The sequence below is a fragment of the Streptomyces hypolithicus genome, from assembly GCF_052934925.1.
In genome coordinates this window covers 2,646,070-2,667,546 of record NZ_CM128811.1, presented here as the reverse complement: position 1 = coordinate 2,667,546, position 21,477 = coordinate 2,646,070, and the positions used below count along the sequence as shown (strand labels likewise).

Genomic DNA, 21,477 nt, shown 5'->3' with positions numbered 1-21,477 from the left:
TACGGGCTCACTCAGTACTGGCTTGGGCGTCGGCGAGCCGGTCGGCAATGGTCCGCAGCCCGGCGAGGTCGTGCACGTCGCCCGGCAGGGCGGCCACTTCCGCTACCGCCACTTCGGGATGGAGTGCGGTGAAGCGGTCGCGCGTGCGCTGTTCACGCGCGAGCACCTGCATGCGTTCGGCATGCAGGCGCAGCAGGCCGGCGGTCAACTGCTCGACGCCGACGGTGGTGTGGGTGGGGTCGTCGTCGTCCGGTGTGGCATCTGAATCGGCTTCGGGGGCGGCGGCCGAGGAGTCACGAACTCCAGCATTCCCGGCCCCCTGATCCACAATGCGGCCCTCATCAAGATTTTCCGCGGCGGCCAGCGCACGCTCGGCCGAGAGCTGAGGGGCGCCGCTGCCGTGGACGCGGTTGAGTACGAGCCCGGCGAACGGCATCTCGTCCGCCGCCAGCCGCTCGACGAAGTACGCGGCCTCGCGCAGGGCGTCCCGCTCCGGCGCGGCGACGACCAGGAACGCCGTACCCGGTGCCTGGAGCAGCTTGAACGTGGCGTCGGCACGGGTCCGGAAGCCACCGAACATGCTGTCCATCGCGGCCACGAAGGTCTGTACGTCGCGGAGCAGCTGGCCGCCCATCAGCTTGCTGAGGGTGCCCGTCATCATCGACATGCCGACATTGAGGAACTTCATCCCCGCCCGGCCGCCCACCTTCGCCGGCGCCATCAGCACCCGGATGAACTTCCCGTCCAGGAAAGACCCGAGCCGCTTCGGCGCGTCCAGGAAGTCCAGCGCGGACCGGCTCGGCGGTGTGTCGACGACGATCAGGTCCCACTCGTCGCGGGCCCGCAGCTGGCCCAGCTTCTCCATGGCCATGTACTCCTGCGTGCCCGCGAAACCGGCCGACAGGGACTGGTAGAAGGGGTTCTCCAGAATCGCGCGGGCCCGTTCGGCGTCGGCGTGCGCCTCGACGATCTCGTCGAAGGTCCGCTTCATGTCGAGCATCATCGCGGACAGCTCCCCGCCGGCCGCCTCGTCGACGCCCTTGACCCGGCGCGGGGTGTTGTCGAGCGCGTCGATGCCCATGGACTGGGCGAGCCTGCGGGCCGGGTCGATGGTGAGCACCACGACCTTGCGGCCGCGCTCGGCCGCCCGTACGCCGAGAGCCGCGGCTGTCGTCGTCTTGCCGACGCCGCCCGACCCGCAGCACACGATGATGCGGGTGGCCGGGTCGTCGAGAAGCGGGTCGATGTCGAGGCGGGGCGCCGCGTCCATGCGGTCGCGGCCGGTGGCGTTCGCGGGCGGGTGGCTCATGCAGTTCCCCCAGAGGCCGGTGCGATACGGGTCCGCAGTTCCTTCGCCAGCCGGTAGAGCCCGCCGAGGTCCATGCCCTCGCCGAGCAGTGGCAGTTCGTACGCCGCCAGATCCAGCTCGGCCAGTACGGCGCGCTGCTCGCGCTCCAGCTCGACGCGCTGCGTGTGCTCCGCGGCCTGTTCGAGCAGCGGGTCCACGAGACGCTCGGCGAGCCCACCGCGGCGGGCGCCGCCCAGGCCCGCCCCGGAGAGGGCCTTGGCGACGGCGGTGCGCTGCTCACCCGCGGCGCTGCGCAGGGCGTCCTCGTCGAGGAGATGCGGGCGGACCATGTTGACGATGACGTTGCCGACGGGCAGCTCGGCCGCCCTCAGCTCGGCGATCCCGTCGGCGGTCTCCTGGACCGGCATCTCTTCGAGAAGCGTCACCAGGTGGACGGCGGTCTCGGGGGACTTGAGCACCCGCATGACGGCCTGCGCCTGATTGTGTATCGGCCCGAACTTCGCGAGCCCCGCCACCTCGTCATTCACGTTGAGGAAGCGCGTGATGCGGCCGGTGGGCGGCGCGTCCATCACGACGTGGTCGTACGCGAACCGGTTCTGCTTGTCCCGGCGGCGTACGGCCTCGCAAGCCTTGCCGGTCAGCAGGACATCTCTGAGACCGGGCGCGATGGTCGTCGCGAAGTCGATGGCGCCGAGCTTCTTCAGCGCCCGGCCGGCGCTCCCGAGTTTGTAGAACATCTGGAGGTAGTCGAGGAGCGCGCGTTCGGCGTCGATCGCGAGGGCGTACACCTCCCCGCCGCCCGGTGCGACAGCGATCTTGCGCTCTTCGTACGGAAGGGCTTCCGTCTCGAAGAGCTGCGCGATCCCCTGTCGGCCCTCGACCTCCACGAGGAGGGTGCGTTTGCCCTCCGTCGCGAGGGCGAGCGCGAGTGCCGCGGCCACCGTGGTCTTTCCGGTTCCGCCTTTTCCGCTGACGACCTGGAGCCTGCTCACATCTGGAGCCTAACCAGTCGGCGCCCGGCCTACGCAGGAGGCTGCCTGTGGCAGGGACTACAGTCGCCGTATGACCAAGTGGGAATACTCGACGGTGCCGCTTCTGGTACACGCGACCAAGCAGATTCTGGACACCTGGGGCGAGGACGGCTGGGAGCTCGTCCAGGTCGTGCCCGGGCCGAACAACCCCGAGCAGCTGGTGGCCTACCTGAAGCGGGAGAAGCAGGCATGAGCGGAGTTGTCGAGGCGCGGCTCACCGAGCTCGGCCTGACGCTTCCCGAGGTCGTCCCGCCGCTGGCGACGTATCAGCCGGCCGTGCGCTCCGGCCTGTACGTCTACACCTCGGGCCAGCTCCCGATGGTGGAGGGCAAGCTTCCGTGCACCGGCAAGGTGGGCGCGGAGGTCACCCCGGAGGAGGCCAAGGACCTGGCGCGGGTCTGCGCGCTGAACGCTCTGGCCGCGGTCAAGTCGGTGACCGGTGACCTGGACCGCATCGCGCGGGTCGTGAAGGTCGTCGGCTTCGTCGCCTCCGCCGCGGACTTCACCGGCCAGCCGGCCGTGCTGAACGGCGCGAGCGAGCTGCTGGGCGAAGTGCTCGGCGACAAGGGCGTGCACGCGCGGAGCGCGGTGGGCGTGGCGGTACTGCCGCTGGACGCCCCGGTGGAGGTCGAGATGCAGATCGAGCTCACCACGAACTGAGCCGACGCCGCCATTTCGGGTCCGTCCGGCGATTGAGGTCCGGGGTCCGGGGCGGAGCCCCGGTTCGGGAAGGGGCGGGTAGGGGAACAGCGCCGCGGGCACCCGCCCGCCGCACCCGCTCTCCGCCGCCCCGCTCCCCGCCGCCCCGCACCCCGCGCACCCGCCCCCTCGAACACTGGCCCCCCTCGAACATCCAACCCCCACGGGATAGCCTCCCGCCATGTCCAATGGCCAGTGGTACCCACCCGAGTGGCCGGCCCGCATCCGCGCTCTCGCTGCCGGCGAGCTCACCGCCGCGATTCCCCGGCGGGCCGCCACTGTCATGCTGCTCAGGGACACCCCCGGCGGCCCCGACGTGCACATGCTGCGCAGACGCGCCTCGATGGCTTTCGCCGGAGGCGCGTACGCCTATCCGGGCGGTGGCGTGGACCCGCGCGACGACGACCAGCACGTGGACTGGGCCGGCCCCTCCCTCGACGCCTGGGCGCTTCGCCTCGGAGTGGACCCCGCATCGGCGCAGGCCATCGTCTGCGCGGCGGTGCGCGAGACGTACGAGGAGGCCGGCGTCCTGCTCGCCGGCCCGACCGTCGGCACGGTGGTCGGCGACACCACGGGCGACGACTGGGAGGCCGACCGCCAGGCCCTGGTCGCCAGGGAACTGTCGTTCGCCGACTTCCTCCGGCAACGGTCCCTGGTGCTGCGCTCCGACCTGCTGGCCGCGTGGGCACGATGGATCACCCCGGAGTTCGAGCCGAAGCGGTACGACACCTGGTTCTTCGTCGCCGCACTGCCGGCCGGCCAGCTGACCAGGAACGCTTCGACGGAGGCGGACCGCACGGTGTGGATCAGCCCGTCGGCCGCGGCCGAGGGCTACGACAAGGGCGAGTTGCTGATGATGCCGCCGACGATCGCGACGCTGCGCCGCCTGCAGTCGTACGCCGTGGCCGCCGACATCCTCGCGGGGGCGGCGGACCAGGACATGACACCGGTACTCGCGCAGGCTCGGCTGGACGGCGACGAGGTGGTGCTGAGCTGGCCGGGACACGACGAGTTCACGAAGCGGGTCGAGACCGACGCGGCACGCCCCGAACACGCCGTACGCCCCGAACGCGCCGCACGGCCCAAACACGCCGAACACCCGGAACGCGCCGCACCCCCCGAACACGCTGATCCGGCCGAGCATCCCGCGGAAGGCCACGCATGACCGACGCAGCCGCTCTCCCCGGCCAGCCCCGCGGCGGCGTGCTCTCCGGGCCCGCGACGGCCCGGTCTGTGAACGTCCTCGCCCCCAATCCCTCCGCTATGACTCTGGACGGCACCAACACCTGGATCGTCTCCGAGCCCGGCTCTGATCTGGCGGTCGTCGTCGACCCGGGCCCGCTGGACGACGTACACCTGCGCACAGTGATCGCCACCGCGGAGCAGGCGGGCAAGCGGATCGCGCTGACCCTTCTCACGCACGGGCACCCCGACCACGCGGAGGGCGCGGCGCGCTTCGCCGAGCTGACGCGTACGCACGTACGGGCCCTGGACCCCGCTCTGCGGCTCGGGGGCGAAGGGCTGGCAGCGGGAGACGTGATCACCACCGGAGGCCTGGAGATGCGCGTCCTGCAGACGCCGGGGCACACCGCCGACTCGCTCTGTTTCCATCTGCCTGCCGACCGCGCCGTGCTGACTGGGGACACGATCCTCGGTCGCGGCACGACACTCGTGGCGCACCCGGACGGCCGGCTCGGCGAATACCTCGACTCTCTTCGGCGGCTGCGCTCCCTCACGGTCGACGACGGCGTGCACACCGTGCTGCCAGGTCACGGACCCGTACTGGAGGACGCCCAGGGCGCGGTCGAGTTCTACCTGGCCCACCGCGCCAGCCGGCTCGCGCAGGTCGAGACGGCGGTCGAGAACGGGCACGGCGGCAGCGCGGCGGACGTGGTGGCCCATGTCTACCGGGACGTGGACCGCTCCCTGTGGCCGGCGGCCGAGCTCTCGGTGCGGGCACAGCTTGAATACCTGCGCGAGCACGGCCTGATCTGATCCCCGCCCCCCGTCCGTCCCCCGCCGCGGTTCCACCTCCCCGGTCCCCCCGCCCCGGTCAAGCGTCCTTGCGCTTGAACTGATCTGCACGGACGCGGGAGGGCCGCCGCCCCTGGAACCAGGGGCGGCGGCCCTCCCGCGTCCGTCCGTACGAGCGCCTGCTAGCGCGAGCGCTTCGCGAGGCGCTCCACGTCGAGCAGGATCACGGCCCGCGCCTCCAGGCGCAGCCAGCCGCGGCCGGCGAAGTCGGCGAGGGCCTTGTTGACCGTCTCGCGGGACGCGCCGACGAGCTGGGCCAGCTCCTCCTGCGTCAGGTCGTGCACGACGTGGATGCCCTCCTCCGACTGCACGCCGAAGCGGCGCGACAGGTCGAGGAGCGCGCGGGCGACACGGCCCGGTACGTCGGAGAAGACCAGGTCGGACATCTGGTCGTTGGTCTTGCGCAGCCTGCGGGCGACCGCGCGCAGCAGCGCGGTGGCCACCTCCGGGCGGACGTTCAGCCAGGGCTGGAGGTCGCCGTGGCCGAGACCGAGCAGCTTCACCTCGGTCAGGGCCGATGCGGTGGCGGTGCGCGGGCCCGGGTCGAAGAGCGACAGCTCACCGATCAGCTCACCCGGGCCGAGCACGGCCAGCATGTTCTCCCGGCCGTCGGGGGAGGTGCGGTGCAGCTTCACCTTGCCCTCGGTCACCACATACAGGCGGTCGCCCGGGTCGCCCTCGTGGAAGAGGGCGTCGCCGCGAGCGAGCGTCACCTCACTCATCGAGGCGCGGAGCTCCGCGGCCTGCTCGTCATCGAGCGCCGCGAAGAGCGGGGCGCGCCGCAGAACGTCGTCCACGAGTTCTCTCCTTGTCGACCTGCTCACGGAAACCGTGGTGTCCATGATGCCGGACGGTAAAACAGTGCGATCAATCACAAGTTTGACGTACCGGCGTGCCTGACCGTGCGGCAGGGGGCCGATTGGGTTGGCAATTGGCTGTGACCGGGGCGGATGTCAGCGCGGGGCTTTAGGCTGGCCGGGTGTCCACATCACCGGTGAGAGCGCGGGCCGAGGGGGCCGGACAGGTGACTGAAGGCCGTGATTCCGCTGTGGGCGAACACGCTTCGACCCAGCCCGAGAAAGCCGCAATGCCCATCAAATCTTCCCATCCCAGTGAGTCCAAACCCAGTAAGGCGGCCAAGCCGGAGTCCCGGCTGGCCATGGTCCGCCGCGCCCGCCGGATCAACCGTGAACTGGCCGAGGTCTATCCGTACGCCCACCCGGAACTCGACTTCGAGAACCCGTTCGAGCTGCTGGTCGCCACGGTTCTCTCCGCTCAGACCACCGACCTGCGGGTCAATCAGACCACGCCGGCGCTCTTCGCCGCCTACCCGACGCCCGAGGACATGGCGGCGGCGGTCCCCGAGGAGCTGGAGCAGCTGATCCGGCCCACGGGGTTCTTCCGCGCCAAGGCCCGCTCCCTGCTCGGGCTGTCCGCCGCGCTCAGGGACGACTTCGGCGGGCAGGTCCCGGGCCGGCTGAAGGACCTGGTCACGCTGCCCGGCGTCGGCCGCAAGACCGCCAACGTCGTGCTGGGCAACGCCTTCGGCGTACCCGGGCTCACCGTCGACACCCACTTCGGCCGGCTCGTGCGCCGGTGGAGCTGGACCGAGCACGAGGACCCGGAGAAGGTCGAGGCGGACATTGCCGCGATCTTCCCGAAGAGCGAGTGGACGATGCTCTCGCACCGCGTGATCTTCCACGGCCGCCGCGTCTGCCACTCCCGTAAACCTGCCTGCGGCGCCTGCCCCATCGCTCCCCTGTGCCCGTCGTACGGCGAGGGCGAGACGGACCCGGACAAGGCGAAGAAGCTCCTCAAGTACGAGATGGGCGGCCACCCGGGTCAGCGCCTGAAGCCCCCGCCGGACTATCCGGGAGATCCGGCGCCCCCACTGGGCGCGACCGTATGAGGCAATCGGACGGAACGAACGGGCCGGGGTCGGGCGTTGTGACAGCGGGGATGCCTATGACACGTGGGAATGAGTCGTACGAAGGCCGGCCGGCCGGCGCAGGCGTGGCCCCGCTGAGCCGCGTCGCGGTGACCAGCCGTGGGCTGCCGTCATGGCTCGGCCCGGTGGCCGAAGCTGCCCGGTCCGTGCGCCCCGAGCAGCTCAGCCGCTTCCTGCCGCCGGAGAGCGGCGCGGGGCGCCAGTCGGCCGTGCTGATCCTCTTCGGTGAGGGGGAGAGCGGTCCCGAGCTGCTGCTCATGGAGCGGGCAGGGAGCCTGCGCTCGCATCCGGGACAGCTGAGTTTCCCCGGCGGGGCGCTCGACCCGGGCGACGGCGATCCGGAGTCGACGGGACCGCTGCGCGCCGCGCTCCGGGAGGCCGAGGAGGAGACCGGTCTCGATCCCTCCGGTGTGCAGATCTTCGGCGTACTGCCCCGTCTCTACATCCCGGTCAGCAACTTCGTCGTGACGCCCGTTCTCGGCTGGTGGCGCGAGCCGAGCCCGGTCGGCGTCGTCGACGCGGCCGAGACGGCGAGCGTCTTCACGATCCCCGTGGCGGATCTCACGGATCCGGCGAATCGTGTGACGAGCGTCCACGCGCGCGGCCACCGGGGTCCGGCCTTCCTCGCCGGACCTGCCCTGGTCTGGGGTTTCACCGCCGGTGTGATCGACAAGATCCTTCACTTCGCGGGCTGGGAGCGTCCCTGGGACCGCTCCCGCGAGGTCCCGCTCGACTGGCACGCATGACAGGGTGGCCCACGTGAACGTCCTGGACATCTTGTTGCTGGTCGCTGCGGTGTGGTTCGCGATCATCGGGTACCGACAGGGATTCGTCGTCGGCATCCTGTCGGTGATCGGCTTTCTCGGCGGTGGTCTCGTCGCCGTTTATGTGCTGCCCCTGCTGTGGGACCAGCTGGCCGAGGGATCCGAGGTCAGCTCGACCGCCGCCGTGGTGGCCGTCGTCGTCGTGATCGTGTTCGCCTCCGTGGGCCAGGCTCTCACCACGCACCTGGGCAACAAGCTCCGCAGATACATCACATGGTCGCCCGCCCGCGCGCTGGACGCGTCGGGCGGCGCGCTGGTGAACGTCGTGGCGATGCTTCTTGTCGCCTGGCTGATCGGCTCCGCACTCGCCGGCACCTCACTGCCCACGCTGGGCAAGGAGGTCCGTAACTCCAAGGTGCTTCTCGGGGTTTCCACGGTGATGCCCGACCAGGCGAACACGTGGTTCACCGACTTCAGCTCGGTCCTCGCGCAGAACGGCTTCCCGCAGGTCTTCAGCCCGTTCTCCAACGAGCCGATCACCGAAGTCAGGGCCCCGGACCCGGCGCTCGCCGGCAGCCCCGTCGCCGCCCGCGCGAAGAAGTCGATCGTCAAGGTCGTCGGTACGGCACAGAGCTGCGGCAAGGTCCTCGAAGGCACCGGCTTCGTCTTCGACAACCGCCGGGTCATGACCAACGCCCACGTCGTCGGCGGCGTGGAGGAGCCGACCGTCCAGATTGGCGGCGAGGGCCGAAGGTACGACGCTACGGTCGTGCTCTACGACTGGGAGCGCGACATCGCCGTCCTCGACGTCCCCAAGCTCGACGCCCCGGCGCTGCGGTTCACCGACGACGACGCTGTCGGCGGTGACGGCGCGATCGTCGCCGGTTTCCCGGAGAACGGCGCCTACGACGTGCGCTCGGCCCGCGTTCGCGGCCGTATCAACGCCAACGGCCCGGACATCTACCACCGGGGCACGGTCCGCCGCGACGTGTACTCGCTCTTCGCCACGGTCCGTCAGGGCAACTCGGGCGGTCCGCTGCTGACGCCCGATGGCAAGGTGTACGGCGTCGTGTTCGCCAAGTCCCTCGACGACGCCGACACGGGGTACGCCCTGACGGCCGACGAGGTCCGTGAAAACATCCGTCTCGGCCGCACAGCCAACCAGCAGGTCGACAGCCAGGGATGCGCGCTCTGAGAGGCCGGTAGCTGTGCCCGAACACCCGATGCGCCTGACGATCCTGGGCGGCGGCGGCTTCCGCGTTCCCCTGGTGTACGGCGCGCTCCTGCACGACCGTGCCGAGGGCCGCGTCACCCACGTCACGCTCCACGACCTGGAGGCCTCCCGCCTGACCGCGATCGCCCGGGTCCTCGCCGAGCAGGCCGAAGGCATCCCGGACGCACCGACCGTCTCGGTCACGACCGACCTCGACGACGCCTTGCGCGGCGCCGACTTCGTCTTCTCCGCGATCCGCGTCGGCGGACTGGAGGGCAGGGCCGCCGACGAGCGCGTCGCTCTCGACCTGGGCGTCCTGGGCCAGGAGACCGTCGGCGCGGGCGGCATCGCGTACGGACTGCGCACGGTCCCGGTGGCCGTCGACATCGCCCGCCGCGTGGCGCGGCTCGCCCCCGACGCCTGGGTCATCAACTTCACCAACCCCGCCGGGCTCGTCACCGAGGCCATGTCCCGCCACCTCGGCGAGCGCGTCATCGGCATCTGCGACTCGCCGGTGGGCCTGGGACGCCGCGTCGCCCGGGCGCTCGGCACCGACCCGGCGCGTGCGCGGCTGGACTACGCCGGACTCAACCACCTCGGCTGGCTGCGCGGTGTCTACGCCGAGGACGAGCCCGAACGGAACCTGCTGACCGCGCTGTTCGACGACGACAGCGCCCTGACGTCCTTCGAGGAGGGCCGGCTCTTCGGCGCAGACTGGCTGCGCTCGCTGGGCTCGGTCCCCAACGAGTACCTGCACTACTACTACTTCAACCGCGAAGCGGTCTCCGCCTACCGCGAGGCGACGCAGACCCGTGGCGCCTTCCTGCGTGACCAGCAGGCGCGCTTCTACGACGGCATGGCGGACCGCACGTCCGGCGCGCTGGCCGCGTGGGACCGTACGCGCGCCGAACGCGAAGCGACGTACATGGCCGAGAACCGGGAGGCGGCGGGCGCGGGTGAGCGTGCCGCCGAAGACCTGGAGTCCGGTGGGTACGAGTACGTGGCGCTGGCCCTGATGCGTGCCATCGCCCGTGACGAGCGCGCGAAGCTCATCCTCAACGTCCGGGCCGGCGGGGCGCTCGCCGTGCTCGACGAGGCAGCCGTCGTCGAAGTCCCGTGCGTGGTCGACGCGGCCGGCCCCCGCCCCGTCGCTGTGTCACCGCTGGCCGGCCACGAGGCGGGCCTGGTGGCCGCCGTCAAGGCAGTGGAGCGGTGCGTACTGGAAGCGGGGGAGAGCGGGTCGGCGCGGGCAGCGGTGAAGGCGTTCGCCCTGCACCCGCTCGTCGACTCGGTCGAGGTGGCGCGCCGGCTCCTCGACGGCTACCGGAGTGCGCACCCGGGACTCGGCTACCTCAGGCCCGACGGGCCCTCGGGGCGTACTCAGTCGCGAGGATGACGCAGCCGCGCCGAGACCCAGCGGGCCCGACGGCGCAGAATGCGTGGGATGCCGATCGTGCTGGAAGGCGGACCATGTCCGTGGTCCCGGGTGCCGCCCCCTTCGTGGGTGCTCATCGCCGTAGCGGAGCGGCGGTTGCGTGCTGCGTCACCGTAGTCGTGCGTCCAGCCCATACTCCGAGGTCTGCCCGTGCCCCAAGGTCGGTAATCGCGTCCGGGGCAGCCAATTGGCCTATGCGTGGGGCAATTGGCTGTTCGTAGGACAAGCGTTCACCTGACTCGGCGGCCGCATTCAGAATGCGGCAGCGAGGTTTCAGCGGTCGGGTTCGGGGTCCTTCAGCCAGTTGACCAGCTCCGCGGAGAACCCCGCAGGGTCCTCCTCGTGCGGGAAGTGCCCCAGCCCGTCGAACAGCCGCCACCGATAAGGCGCTTCGACGTACTGGCCGGAGCCGGCCGCGCTGCGGGTGCGCATCACCGGGTCCAGCGAGCCGTGCAGGTGCAGGGTCGGCACCCGTACCGGCCGCTTCATACGCCGGTTGAACTGGATGCCGTCGGGCCGCGCCATGGACCGCACCATCCACCGGTACGGCTCGATCGAGCAGTGCGCCGTCGACGGAATCGACATCGCCCGCCGGTACACGTCGATGTCCTCGTCCTCCGGCAGGCGCGGACCCGACCAGTCACGGAGCAGCCGTCCCACCAACGCCGACTCGTCCGCGACAAGCTGACGCTCCGGCAGCCACGGCCGCTGGAATCCCCACACGTACGATCCGGCCCGCGTCTGCGATACGTCGGAGAGCATCGCCGAGCGCCAGCGCCGCGGATGCGGCATCGAGGAGACGGCGAGCCGCCGCACCAGCTTGGGCCGCATGACGGCCGCCGTCCACGCCAGGTAGCCGCCGAGGCCGTGGCCGACCAGCGCGGCGTCGGGCTCGCCGAGGGAGCGCACCACACCGGTGATGTCCAGCGCGAGGTTCGCCGGGTCGTATCCGCGCGGCGTACGGTCGCTGCCGCCGACGCCCCGCAGGTCCATCGCCACCGCACGGAAACCCGCGTCGGCCAGCGCGGTCATCTGATGCCGCCACGTCCACCAGAACTGCGGGAAGCCGTGCAGCAGCAGCACCAGCGGCCCGTCGCCCATTTCCGCGATGTGGAAACGCGCGCCGTTGGCCGCGACATCGCGGTGGGTCCACGGACCGTCGGGACGTACGAGCGAGAGCGGCGTGCCGGAGCCGGCGTCAGGGGCGGTCATGTGGATGAGCGTGCCACAACCACTGCCTTGTCACCGACCGGGCGAGGGTGAGGCTTGACGCTCTGGAGTACGGCTGCCGTCTGTTTGGCCGAGGAGATCGTCTTCTCCGGCGGCTTGACCTTCTTGAACTTCTTGACGGCGAGCAGCGCCAGCAGGCCCGCGATCAGCAGGAACGCCGCGCCGACGATGAGGAAGGACCAGGCGAGCCCGAGCCCCAGGTTGTGGATGCCGTACGCCGCGGCGAAGCTCAGCACCGGCAGTGAGAACAGGGCGAACACCCCGGCGACGCCGATGGCGCCGCCGCCCACCCCGGCGCGCTTGGCGTCCTGCCGCAGTTCGGCCTTCGCCAACGCGATCTCGTCGTGCATGAGTGCGGACATCTCGGCGGTCGCCGAGGCGACCAACTGACCGAGGCTGCGGTCGACGCTGTCAGCGGTGCGGGCGGGGTCGCTCATCACTCTCTCCCTCTTCTCGTCTACGTCTTCGTCTACTTCTGGGTCTACTTCTGGTCTTCGCCGGCGTTGGGTGCCGTGGGCCTGTCGGGCCCTGACGTCAGATCATGCCGGACTGTCGCCGTCGCCGCTGGATGCCCGTGCGACCTCGGCGCGCTTGCGGCACTCGGCCGCCTTCTCCTCGTAGATCGCGGCCATCCTCAGGTGATACTCCGGATTGTCCTGTTCGTACACGTCGGGAATGCCGTCGAGGTCGTCGTCGCGCTCCTCGTCCTCGACCATGGCCCGGTACTTGCGTACCCGCAGTTTGAGGAGAATCCCGGAGAGTACGGCGGCGATCAGCGACCCGATCAGCACAGCGGCCTTGACCTGGCCGGTCAGCGCGGCGTTCCCGGTGAACGCCAGCTCGCCGATCAGCAGCGAGACAGTGAAGCCGATCCCGGCCAGTGAGGCGACGGCGAATACGTCGGGCCAGGCCAGGTCGTCGTTGAGCTCCGCCCTGGTGAAGCGGGCCGCCAGCCAGGTGCCGCCGAAGATGCCCACCGTCTTGCCGACCACCAGACCGAGGACGACGCCAAGGGTCTCGGGCCGGGTGAACACGTTGCCGATCGCCTCACCGGAGACCGATACGCCGGCCGCGAAGAGCGCGAAGAGCGGCACAGCGAGCCCGGCCGAGAGGGGACGTACGAGATGTTCGATGTGCTCGCCGGGGGAGTGGGCCTCGCCGCTCTCCTCGTTCCTGGTGCAGCGGAGCATCAGGCCCATGGCGACACCGGCGACGGTGGCGTGGACACCGCTGTTGTACATCAGGCCCCAGATGACGAGAGCGAGCGGTACGTACACGTACCAGCCCCGTATCCCCTTGCGCAGCAGGAGCCAGAAAACGGCGAGGCCCACGACCGCCCCGCCGAGCGCTGCGAAGTTGATGCTCTGGGTGAAGAAGATCGAGATGATCAGGATCGCGAACAGGTCGTCGACGACGGCCAGGGTCAGCAAGAACGCCCGCAGCGCCGACGGCAGTGATGCGCCGATCACCGCGAGGACGGCGAGCGCGAAAGCGATGTCGGTGGCCGTGGGCACGGCCCAGCCGTCCATGGATCCGCTGCCGGCGACGTTGACCAGGGTGTACACCAGGGCGGGCGCGACCATTCCGCACACGGCGGCGATGACGGGCAGGGCGGCGGCCTTCGGGTCGCGGAGTTCGCCGGCGACCAGTTCGCGCTTGAGCTCGACGCCGGCGACGAAGAAGAAGACCGCGAGCAGGCCGTCCGCCGCCCAGTGCTGGATCGAGAGGTCGAGGCCTAGCGCGGCAGGCCCGACATGGAAGTTGCGGACGGACTCGTAACTGTCGCTGATCGGAGTGTTGGCCCAGATCAGCGCCGCGATCGCGGCCAACAGGAGCAGCACGCCACCGACGGTCTCGGTGCGCAGCGCGTCCGCCACATATGTGCGCTCGGGCAGGGAGAGGCGTCCGAGGAACTTGCGAGCGGGGGGCGGGATGGACGCGGCCACGGGTGGAACCTCCGGTCGGTGGGCAGCATGAGGCGCATTGCCGACCAGGCTTCCCGGCACACCAGTGGAGTTCTTTGCGCTTTTCTGACGCTTTCACTCTACCGGGGGAGATGCAGGACGCATCCGGTGATCTTCCCCGTGCGTGCGGAAAGGGCACCCGGCGCAGGGAGCCGGATGCCCTTTCCGTAGGTGGTCCTGTTCCGGGTCAGTCCTCGCTGGAGGCGCTCGGCAGCTTGTTCTGGATCAGGTCCATCACCGAGGAGTCGGTGAGCGTGGTGACGTCACCCAGCTGCCTGTTCTCGGCTACGTCGCGCAGCAGTCGGCGCATGATTTTGCCTGAGCGGGTCTTGGGCAGCTCGGCCACCGGGAGGATCCGCTTGGGCTTGGCGATCGGGCCCAGCACGGTCCCGACGTGGTTGCGCAACTCGGTGACCAGGCTCTCCGACTCGGAGGCCGTTCCGCGCAGGATCACGAAGGCCACGATGGCCTGGCCGGTCGTCTCGTCGGCCGCGCCCACGACCGCCGCCTCGGCGACGGAGGGATGGGAGACGAGCGCCGACTCGACCTCGGTGGTCGAGATGTTGTGTCCGGACACCAGCATCACGTCGTCGACCCGGCCGAGCAGCCAGATGTCGCCGTCGTCGTCCTTCTTGGCCCCGTCGCCCGCGAAGTAGAGGGGGGGCCGGGGGGTGTTTTCCCCCAGAGAAGGCAGCCCTTGGAAGCGCGACCAGTAGGTGTCGATGAAGCGCTGGTCGTCGCCCCAGATCGTACGGAGCATGGACGGCCAGGGCTCGGTGAGGACCAGGTAGCCGCCGCCCCCGTCGGGGACCTCGTTGGCGTCGTCGTCGACGACGGTGGCGCTGATGCCGGGCAGTGCGCGTTGGGCGGATCCGGGCTTGGTGGCGGTGACGCCCGGCAGCGGCGAAATCATCATCGCGCCCGTCTCGGTCTGCCACCAGGTGTCCACGATCGGCGTCTTGTTGGCGCCGATGTGCTCGCGGTACCAGATCCAGGCCTCGGGGTTGATCGGCTCACCGACCGAGCCGAGCACGCGCAGCGAGGACAGGTCGAACTTGGCGGGGATGTCGTCGCCCCACTTCATGAACGTCCGGATCGCGGTCGGCGCGGTGTAGAGGATCGTGACGCCGTACTTCTGGACGATCTCCCAGAAGCGGCCCTGGTGCGGGGTGTCGGGCGTGCCCTCGTACATGACCTGGGTCGCGCCGTTGGCCAGCGGCCCGTAGACGATGTAGGTGTGGCCGGTCACCCAGCCGATGTCGGCCGTGCACCAGTAGACGTCGGTCTCCGGCTTGAGGTCGAAGACGGCGTTGTGGGTGTATGCGGCCTGGGTGAGGTAGCCGCCCGAGGTGTGCAGGATGCCCTTCGGCTTACCCGTCGTGCCCGAGGTGTAGAGGATGAACAGCGGGTGCTCGGCTTCGAATGCCTCGGGGGTGTGCTCCGCGGACTGGCGGGCGACGATCTCGTCCCACCACACGTCGCGGCTGTCGTCCCACGCGGTGTCCTGGCCTGTGCGGCGTACGACGAGAACGTGCTCCACCTGCGGGCACTTGGCCACGGCCTCGTCGATGGCGGGCTTGAGAGCGGAGGCCTTGCCGCGCCGGTACCCGCCGTCGGAGGTGATGACGAGCTTGGCGTCGGCGTCCTGGATGCGGGACGCGACGGCATCGGCGGAGAAACCGCCGAAGACGACGGAGTGCGCGGCCCCGACACGGGCGCAGGCCAGCATCGCCACGGCGGCCTCGGGGATCATCGGCATATAGACGGCGACACGGTCGCCCTTGCGTACGCCCAGCTCGGTGAGGGCGTTGGCGGCGCGCGCCACCTCGTCCTTCAGCTCGGCGTAGGTGATGGTGCGGGTGTCGCCGGGCTCGCCCTCGAAGTGGATGGCGACGCGGTCACCGTGGCCCGCCTCGACGTGCCGGTCCACGCAGTTGTACGCGACGTTGAGCCTGCCGTCTGCGAACCACTTCGCGAAGGGCGGGTTGGACCAGTCGAGTGTCTCGGTCGGCTCGGTGGCCCAGGTGAGCCGCCGCGCCTGCTCGGCCCAGAAGCCCAGCCGGTCCGCGTCGGCCTGCTCATACGCCTCCGCCGTGACGTTGGCGTCCGCGGCCAGCTCGGCAGGCGGCGCGAAGCGGCGCTCCTCCTTCAAGAGGTTGGCCAGGCTTTCGTTGCTCACGACATCTCCCATTCCCAGGGCGTCCGATGTGTCCCGTGCCTAGCTCATCAGTCCCGTGCCCGGGTGACAAGGGGCTACCGGAAATTGGTTTAGACCTCTGAGTCGCTGTGGGCGCTGTACGGACCCTTCCCGCAGGGTGGCGCGGGGAGGGTCCGTACGGTCTCACGGACGCGGGGGCGGACCGGTTCAGGCTCGCGCCGCTTGCAGCGAGTCCTCGGGGGAGCCGTCCGGTGAACCAGGCGTCTCCGAGGGGTCGACACGGTCGAAGACCTCGCCGCCATCGCCGGTACGAGCCCCGTCTTCCAGCAGGTACGCCTGTGCCTCGCCGACATGGAAGTACATGCCGTGCAGTTCGAGCGTGCCTTCGGCGAGCCGTCGCTGCACCGCCTCGTGTGAGCGCAGATGCTCCAACTGCTGGACCACATTGGTCAGACAGAGCTGCTCGGTCGCGTCGGCCGGCAGCCGCCCCGAGATCCGCGCCCAGGCGTGACGCCTGCTCTCCATCCGCTTCACGCTGGGCGCCCCGTGCCGAAGCCAGCGCCACAGCGGCGTCTGGGCCCCGCCCGGCGGCGTGTTGAGCAGCGCCTGCATCGCACCGCAACCGGAGTGCCCGCAGATGGTGATGGACTGCACGTTCAGCACGTCCACCGCGTACTCGATGGCCGCGGCGACCGAGTCGTCCGCGCTCTCCGCGCTGGGCAGCGGCACCAGATTGCCGACGTTTCTCACGGTGAAGAGATCGCCGGGGCCACTCGCCGTGATCATGCTGGTGACGAGCCGGGAGTCGGCGCAGGTGATGAACAACTGTGACGGCCGCTGGCCCTCACGGGCGAGCCGGGCGAGCTCGCCGCGGACCAACGGCGCCGTATTGCGCTGGAACGCGCTCAGCCCGGTGGCCAGTTGCCCCGCGCTGCCGCCTGCCCGGCCCGGCGTTTGGGATGGGGCGACGGCGTGGTCGTCGCAGTGGTGGTTGCGCCAGGGCGTCCACGGCCGGCAGCACGTGTCGGGAGCTGAGGCGGGGCCGGCGAACCGGTGACCGGAGCGCCCGGTCACCTCGACTCGGCCGCCCTGCGCGACATGGGCGTCCTGCCAGTCCTGGAGCGCTTCGTACGCCGCGTGGTCCATGAAGGAGCCGTCCAGCTCGACGAGCGCCGGGGCTCCGTGCGGCACATGGTTCAACGTGCGGCTCAGCCGGGGCACCGCCAGGAAGGTCAACTGACCGCGGACCCGGATGTGGTGGACGCCGTCCGCCGCTGTCTGCGCGGTGATCCTGGTCTTGGCGAGCCGGTGGAGCGAAACCGCCACCGCCACGGCGACCCCGATCGCCACCCCTTCGAGAACGCCGGCGAACACGACAGCCGCCATCGTCACCGCGTACACCAGCATCTCCCTGTGGCGCGTGACGGTCCTGAGGTGGCCGATGTTGACCATCTGGACGCCGACGAACATCACCAGTGCGGCGAGCGCCGCCAGCGGAATCAGGTCGAGGACCGGCACGAGTAGCAGGGCCGCGATCACGATCCACAGGCCGTGCAGCATCGTGGAGTGTCTGCTGATCCCTCCCGCCGCCACGTTCGCGGCGCTTCGGACGGCGACGCCGGTGACGGGCAGCCCGCCGAGCGCACCGGAGACGATGTTCGCCGCCCCCTGACCGGCCAGCTCCCGGTCGAGGTCGGCGCGAGCGACCCTGACCTTCGGCTCCTTGCGGGCCGACACCAGCTTGTCGACGGCGACCGCCGACAGCAGCGACTCGACACTCCCCACCAACATGACGGTGAGGACCGCGGCGAGGATTCCGAGGGCCGGACCCTCAGGCAGCTCCGGCAGGGCATGGCTGCGCCAGGACGGCAGGTCGACTCGCGGCAGGCTCAGCCCGGAGACGGTCGCGCCGGCCGTGGCCGCGGCCACGGCGGCGAGGGCGGCGGGAATCTTCCGTACGATCCGGCCCGCACGGCCCGGAACGCGCGGCCAGAGCATCAGGACGCCGACGGTGACCGCGCTGACGGAGAGCGCGACGGGGTGCAGGTCAGCCAACTGCGCGGGGAGAGCCAGCACGTTGAGCACGGCGGAGCTCTGCGGGGTCCCGCCCAGGACGATGTGGAGCTGGGCGAGGGCGATGGTGACGCCGATGCCGGCCAGCATGCCGTGCACGATCGCCGGGCTGACTGCCAGCGCGGAGCGGGCCACGCGAACTGCGGACAGAGCGAGTTGGGTCACGCCGGCTAGGACGGTGATGGCGCAGGTGGTGCGCCAGCCGTACCGCTGGATCAGGTCGGCCGTCACCACGGTCAGACCTGCGGCCGGCCCGCTGACCTGGAGCGGTGCGCCCCCGAACCGGCCGACGACGAGGCCGCCCACGGCCGCCGCGACCAAACCGGCCTGGAGGGGCGCCCCGGTGGCGAGCGCGATGCCCAGGGAGAGCGGCAGAGCGATCAGGAAGACGGCGATCGAGGCGGACAGATCCGCTCCCGCCACAGGGAGGCGGCGGCCGCCCGGCGGGCGGGCGGTGGGAGCGGCGGTGCGGGTGGGCTTGCGGACAGACATGTTCCCGTCTCCTCCGGGGCAGCGCGGTCGCGGAATGGGGGACGCGGCCGTGGGTCACGGCTTGCAGCGGCGGGATTCCCAACTCTCAGTAAATGGATAGTAATGGAGAGTAAAGAGCGAAGGGGTTAACCAGGTGCAAACAGGTCAATCTTTCACCCGTATCGGTGAATAAAGAATTCGAGCGGCTTGTCTCACCTTTGGTCCCGGCGGCGCATGCAAGGTTGGCCGCGCCGTGTCAGCACTTCACGCAGGAACCTGAGGGAAGAGGGTGGGCGGATGATGGCCGCCATGAAGAGGATCGCCTCCGGCGTCGCCGCCGTGACCCTGGCGGGCGTACTCGCCGCCTGCTCCGGCTCCTCCGGTCCGGGCGGCGCCGACGCCCCCGGCGCCAAGGAGGGCGCCCCGGGAGCGAAGAAGAACCCTCCCGCCGCTGCGCCCAAGAGCCCGATGCGCCTGATCGGCGACGGCTCGACGGCGTACACCGGAGAGCAGCCCAACGTACTCAAGCCCAAACGGCTGAAGGCAGGTCAGAAGCCGCCCCAGTTCGTGGTGTTCTCCTGGGACGGCGCGGGAGAGGACAGTCAGCGGCTCTTCTCCCACTTCCGCGAGGTCGGCAAGAAGTACGACGCGACGATGACGTACTTCCTCAGCGCCGTCTATCTGCTGCCGGAGGACAAGCGGCACCTGTACGACCCGCCGCAGCACTCGGCCGGCCGCTCCGACATCGGGTTCAACGATGTCGCTGGGATCAGTGACACCGTGGAGCAGCTGCGCGGGGCATGGCTGGACGGCAATGAGATCGGCACGCACTTCAACGGTCATTTCTGCGGCAAGGACGGTGGCGTCGGCACCTGGTCCACCGACGAGTGGAAGAGCGAGATCGCGCAGGCGAAGGCGTTCGTGCAGCGGTGGAAGACCAATGCGGGGCTGAAGAACGCCAAGCCGCTGCCCTTCGACTACGAGAAGGAGCTCGCCGGCGCGCGCACGCCCTGCCTGGAGGGGCAGCAGAACATGATGCGGGCCGGGCGGGACATGGGCTTCCGCTACGACTCCAGCGGGGTCGGCAAGCAGGTGTGGCCCAAGAAGACCGAGGGCATGTGGGACATTCCGCTTCAGCTGGTTCCGGTGCCGGGGCGGCAGTTCGAAACGCTTTCCATGGACTACAACTTCATGGTGAATCAGTCGGGGACGGTCAAGGGCGATCCCTCCCAGCACGAATACTGGGGCAACCAGATGCGCGACGGCCTGCTGCAGGCCTTCGACCGCTCGTACAACGGAAACCGCGCCCCGTTGATCATCGGCAATCACTTCGAATCCTGGAACGGCGGCACGTACATGCGCGCCATCGAGGAGACGATCAAGACGGTCTGCGTGCAGGACGAGGTGCGCTGCGTCTCCTTCAAGCAGCTGGTCGACTGGCTGGACGCGCAGGATCCCGAAGCACTGGACAAGATGCGCACCCTGGGCGTCGGACAGGCGCCGAAGGAGGGATGGGCGCCCTTCCTGGCACCCAAGCCTCCGCTCACCCCCAACCCCGCGCGGCCGTAGGCCGACCCCCCCAGCGCGGGCGCGGCATCGGGCGCGCCGGACGTACCGGCCGAGCGGCACTAGGTCCTGTCTGGAGTCCGAATCATGAGTTCGGTAGATCGCCTGCGCACAGGGGCTCGGTCTTGATAGGGCATCAGTCATGGCGCGAGGCGATCTCAACGACGAGCAGTGGACTCTGATCGAACCCCATCTCCCTATGGCTCAATGCCGGGAAGCTTGGCTTGATCATCTCGTGTGGCTGTCGGGCTCCGCGGTGGTCGGCGGGGTTGTGTCGAGTGGGATGATTTCGATCCCGTATCCGGTGATTTTTGTGCTGCGGCTGGCCGGCCCGGCGGGTTTCGAGGGGAAGATGGAGCTGGGGCGTTTCACGGTCCGGGGGCAGACCCGCAGGCGTCGCTCGGCCGATCGCAGGTTCGCCAGCAGCGACGTGGTCATCTCGGCGAGGTGGGTGCCGATCCGCGCCGTGGTGCGGATCACGGTGTCCCGGGCGACGGTCAGGGCGACAGTGAAGGAGAGCCGGTCGGCATCGAGCCCGTGGCCGGCGGCGGTGGAACTGATCGTGCGGCGGATCGCCTGGTGGGTGACGAGATACGCCCAGATCTCCTGGTTGACCAGCGCGGGTGTCTTCGATCTCAGGACGGCGCGTGCCCCGCGCTGAGTGATCTTCAAGTCCCGGAATTCGAGCTCGGATTCCCACCGCTGGGAATACAGTGCGGCCAGTTCACCGGCGGGGAAGGCCGCAGGGTCGAGCAAGGTGGTGATGAGCCGGTAGGGCTCATGGCGTCGTGACCCGTCGGCGGCCTCGATGACGACCACCATCTCGATCACCCGGATCCGTACCGACCGGGGCCGCCCCGCCAGGGCTTTCGTGATGTTCTTGTGCGCGTGCCGGGTCGCGAGCCAGGAGCCGTCGGGCAGGACCTCGTCGGGGACCAGCCGCACCGCCGCCGAGATCCGCCACAACAGATCCGCCCCGCCGGCGGCGGCATCGACCCACAGCAGCCAGCCCGGGAATCCCCGGTCGGCCAGGACCAGCATCCCGGGGCGCATCCGGTCCAGCAGGCGCCGTGTCAGGTCCTGCTCACAGACCCGGCGGATGTCGAACGCCACCCCGAGCAGCGCCCGGGTCCCGCACTCGATCAGCGCGACCAGGCGGACCTGGGGGAACGCGGCGATCCGCCGCTGATTGCGGGTCCGGCCGAACACCGCGTTCACCGCGGTGTCGGCGACCTCGAGAAACGTGCCGTCCACCGAGGCCAGCCGAAGCCCCCGCCAGAACACCCCCGGCATCGCGACCGTGCCGACCGGCCCGGCGATCCGCTCGAACAGTAACCGGAACGGCTCCGGGCCCAGCGTGACGCGGCGCTGCCGCAGCGCCGAGGAGGAGACCAGCTGGCCCCGCGCGGCCAGCCGCGCCGTCCCACCGGCCAGCTTCGACAGCACCGACCGGTAGCCGTCTCTCGGGAACAGCGTCAACGCGAGCACGAAGAACACACACGTCACCGCGCAGAGTTTGCCGTCACTACGCCGGTCCCCGCGGCCGGAAGCCGCCAGCACATCCGTGACCATCCGCCGTGTC

The 21,477-nt window shown here is 70.2% G+C and carries 19 protein-coding genes; 9 read left to right on the top strand and 10 right to left on the bottom strand.

Annotated elements, in window-relative coordinates; translation table 11 throughout:
* Positions 1 to 7: 7 nt before the first annotated feature.
* Complete coding sequence (gene bagB, locus ACU6WZ_RS12480) at positions 8 to 1,309, bottom strand: ATPase BagB (protein WP_447033371.1); 1,302 nt, start codon at positions 1,307 to 1,309, stop codon at positions 8 to 10.
* Positions 1,306 to 2,301, bottom strand: coding sequence for an ATPase BagA (bagA, locus tag ACU6WZ_RS12475; protein ID WP_447033370.1), 996 nt, complete (start codon positions 2,299 to 2,301; stop codon positions 1,306 to 1,308). Before bagA ends, bagB begins: the two co-directional genes overlap by 4 nt.
* A gap of 70 nt (positions 2,302 to 2,371) precedes the next feature.
* On the opposite strand from bagA, the gene sp36 reads away from it, so the two are divergent.
* The 4 genes from sp36 to ACU6WZ_RS12455 all read left to right on the top strand — a co-directional run bounded on the left by sp36 (position 2,372) and on the right by ACU6WZ_RS12455 (position 5,034).
* Complete coding sequence (sp36, locus tag ACU6WZ_RS12470) at positions 2,372 to 2,533, top strand: Sp36 family protein (protein ID WP_019355547.1); 162 nt, start codon at positions 2,372 to 2,374, stop codon at positions 2,531 to 2,533.
* Positions 2,530 to 3,000: a RidA family protein gene (locus tag ACU6WZ_RS12465; protein ID WP_447033368.1), complete on the top strand. Its 471-nt coding sequence runs from the start codon at positions 2,530 to 2,532 to the stop codon at positions 2,998 to 3,000. Before sp36 ends, ACU6WZ_RS12465 begins: the two co-directional genes overlap by 4 nt.
* 220 nt (positions 3,001 to 3,220) lie before the next feature.
* Positions 3,221 to 4,204 (top strand): NUDIX hydrolase, encoded by a 984-nt coding sequence (locus ACU6WZ_RS12460; protein WP_447033367.1) that lies wholly within the window; start codon positions 3,221 to 3,223, stop codon positions 4,202 to 4,204.
* A complete protein-coding gene (locus ACU6WZ_RS12455) occupies positions 4,201 to 5,034 on the top strand; it encodes an MBL fold metallo-hydrolase (RefSeq protein ID WP_447033366.1) in 834 nt (277 codons plus the stop codon). Before ACU6WZ_RS12460 ends, ACU6WZ_RS12455 begins: the two co-directional genes overlap by 4 nt.
* A 161-nt stretch (positions 5,035 to 5,195) precedes the next feature.
* Here ACU6WZ_RS12455 and ACU6WZ_RS12450 read toward each other — a convergent pair whose 3' ends face one another.
* A complete protein-coding gene (locus ACU6WZ_RS12450; RefSeq protein ID WP_164258843.1) occupies positions 5,196 to 5,870 on the bottom strand; it encodes a Crp/Fnr family transcriptional regulator in 675 nt (224 codons plus the stop codon).
* A 290-nt stretch (positions 5,871 to 6,160) separates the two neighbouring features.
* On the opposite strand from ACU6WZ_RS12450, the gene nth reads away from it, so the two are divergent.
* The 4 genes from nth to ACU6WZ_RS12430 are packed head-to-tail and all read left to right on the top strand — an operon-like array spanning position 6,161 to position 10,394.
* The gene (gene nth / locus ACU6WZ_RS12445) at positions 6,161 to 6,982 is read left to right on the top strand and encodes an endonuclease III (protein WP_447033364.1); all 822 of its coding nucleotides are present in this window, start codon (positions 6,161 to 6,163) and stop codon (positions 6,980 to 6,982) included.
* A gap of 56 nt (positions 6,983 to 7,038) precedes the next feature.
* Entirely contained in the window at positions 7,039 to 7,767 is a 729-nt protein-coding gene (locus tag ACU6WZ_RS12440; protein ID WP_447033362.1) for an NUDIX hydrolase, read from the top strand.
* 13 nt (positions 7,768 to 7,780) lie between these two features.
* Entirely contained in the window at positions 7,781 to 8,980 is a 1,200-nt protein-coding gene (locus tag ACU6WZ_RS12435) for a MarP family serine protease (RefSeq protein WP_447033361.1), read from the top strand.
* Between the two features lie 28 nt (positions 8,981 to 9,008).
* Positions 9,009 to 10,394 carry a 6-phospho-beta-glucosidase gene (locus ACU6WZ_RS12430; protein ID WP_447033360.1) on the top strand — a complete coding sequence of 462 codons (1,386 nt, stop codon included), beginning with the start codon at positions 9,009 to 9,011 and terminating at the stop codon, positions 10,392 to 10,394.
* On the opposite strand, the gene ACU6WZ_RS12425 is transcribed toward ACU6WZ_RS12430, so the two are convergent.
* From ACU6WZ_RS12425 to ACU6WZ_RS12400, 6 genes are all read right to left on the bottom strand, one after another.
* Entirely contained in the window at positions 10,379 to 10,567 is a 189-nt protein-coding gene (locus ACU6WZ_RS12425) for a hypothetical protein (RefSeq protein WP_447033358.1), read from the bottom strand. The two genes, ACU6WZ_RS12430 and ACU6WZ_RS12425, sit on opposite strands and share 16 nt — an antisense overlap.
* A 139-nt stretch (positions 10,568 to 10,706) precedes the next feature.
* Entirely contained in the window at positions 10,707 to 11,645 is a 939-nt protein-coding gene (locus tag ACU6WZ_RS12420; RefSeq protein WP_447033356.1) for an alpha/beta fold hydrolase, read from the bottom strand.
* Positions 11,642 to 12,100: a phage holin family protein gene (locus tag ACU6WZ_RS12415; RefSeq protein WP_447033354.1), complete on the bottom strand. Its 459-nt coding sequence runs from the start codon at positions 12,098 to 12,100 to the stop codon at positions 11,642 to 11,644. Before ACU6WZ_RS12415 ends, ACU6WZ_RS12420 begins: the two co-directional genes overlap by 4 nt.
* Before the next feature lie 102 nt (positions 12,101 to 12,202).
* Positions 12,203 to 13,609, bottom strand: coding sequence for a Na+/H+ antiporter NhaA (nhaA, locus tag ACU6WZ_RS12410; RefSeq protein ID WP_447033352.1), 1,407 nt, complete (start codon positions 13,607 to 13,609; stop codon positions 12,203 to 12,205).
* A 205-nt stretch (positions 13,610 to 13,814) separates the two neighbouring features.
* Positions 13,815 to 15,818, bottom strand: coding sequence for an acetate--CoA ligase (gene acs / locus ACU6WZ_RS12405; RefSeq protein ID WP_447033351.1), 2,004 nt, complete (start codon positions 15,816 to 15,818; stop codon positions 13,815 to 13,817).
* A gap of 174 nt (positions 15,819 to 15,992) precedes the next feature.
* A complete protein-coding gene (locus ACU6WZ_RS12400) occupies positions 15,993 to 18,350 on the bottom strand; it encodes a bifunctional SulP family inorganic anion transporter/carbonic anhydrase (protein ID WP_447033349.1) in 2,358 nt (785 codons plus the stop codon).
* A gap of 288 nt (positions 18,351 to 18,638) precedes the next feature.
* On the opposite strand from ACU6WZ_RS12400, the gene ACU6WZ_RS12395 reads away from it, so the two are divergent.
* Positions 18,639 to 19,898 (top strand): polysaccharide deacetylase family protein, encoded by a 1,260-nt coding sequence (locus ACU6WZ_RS12395; protein WP_447033347.1) that lies wholly within the window; start codon positions 18,639 to 18,641, stop codon positions 19,896 to 19,898.
* Positions 19,899 to 20,123: 225 nt separating this feature from the next.
* Here the strand turns inward: ACU6WZ_RS12395 and ACU6WZ_RS12390 are convergent, their stop codons facing one another.
* Positions 20,124 to 21,467: an IS4 family transposase gene (locus ACU6WZ_RS12390; protein WP_447028847.1), complete on the bottom strand. Its 1,344-nt coding sequence runs from the start codon at positions 21,465 to 21,467 to the stop codon at positions 20,124 to 20,126.
* Positions 21,468 to 21,477 lie beyond the last annotated feature (10 nt).

Excerpts from the sequence above, each read along its gene's own strand:
- ACU6WZ_RS12460 (WP_447033367.1), top strand. The coding sequence starts at position 3,221 with ATGTCCAATGGCCAGTGGTACCCACCCGAGTGGCCGGCCCGCATCCGC.
- ACU6WZ_RS12425 (WP_447033358.1), bottom strand. The coding sequence starts at position 10,567 with ATGGGCTGGACGCACGACTACGGTGACGCAGCACGCAACCGCCGCTCC.
- nth (WP_447033364.1), top strand. The coding sequence starts at position 6,161 with ATGCCCATCAAATCTTCCCATCCCAGTGAGTCCAAACCCAGTAAGGCG.
- ACU6WZ_RS12420 (WP_447033356.1), bottom strand. The coding sequence starts at position 11,645 with ATGACCGCCCCTGACGCCGGCTCCGGCACGCCGCTCTCGCTCGTACGT.
- bagB (WP_447033371.1), bottom strand. The coding sequence starts at position 1,309 with ATGAGCCACCCGCCCGCGAACGCCACCGGCCGCGACCGCATGGACGCG.
- ACU6WZ_RS12400 (WP_447033349.1), bottom strand. The coding sequence starts at position 18,350 with ATGTCTGTCCGCAAGCCCACCCGCACCGCCGCTCCCACCGCCCGCCCG.
- ACU6WZ_RS12430 (WP_447033360.1), top strand. The coding sequence starts at position 9,009 with ATGCGCCTGACGATCCTGGGCGGCGGCGGCTTCCGCGTTCCCCTGGTG.
- ACU6WZ_RS12465 (WP_447033368.1), top strand. The coding sequence starts at position 2,530 with ATGAGCGGAGTTGTCGAGGCGCGGCTCACCGAGCTCGGCCTGACGCTT.
- ACU6WZ_RS12390 (WP_447028847.1), bottom strand. The coding sequence starts at position 21,467 with ATGGTCACGGATGTGCTGGCGGCTTCCGGCCGCGGGGACCGGCGTAGT.
- ACU6WZ_RS12395 (WP_447033347.1), top strand. The coding sequence starts at position 18,639 with ATGAAGAGGATCGCCTCCGGCGTCGCCGCCGTGACCCTGGCGGGCGTA.
- ACU6WZ_RS12440 (WP_447033362.1), top strand. The coding sequence starts at position 7,039 with ATGACACGTGGGAATGAGTCGTACGAAGGCCGGCCGGCCGGCGCAGGC.
- acs (WP_447033351.1), bottom strand. The coding sequence starts at position 15,818 with ATGGGAGATGTCGTGAGCAACGAAAGCCTGGCCAACCTCTTGAAGGAG.
- ACU6WZ_RS12455 (WP_447033366.1), top strand. The coding sequence starts at position 4,201 with ATGACCGACGCAGCCGCTCTCCCCGGCCAGCCCCGCGGCGGCGTGCTC.
- sp36 (WP_019355547.1), top strand. The coding sequence starts at position 2,372 with ATGACCAAGTGGGAATACTCGACGGTGCCGCTTCTGGTACACGCGACC.
- ACU6WZ_RS12415 (WP_447033354.1), bottom strand. The coding sequence starts at position 12,100 with ATGAGCGACCCCGCCCGCACCGCTGACAGCGTCGACCGCAGCCTCGGT.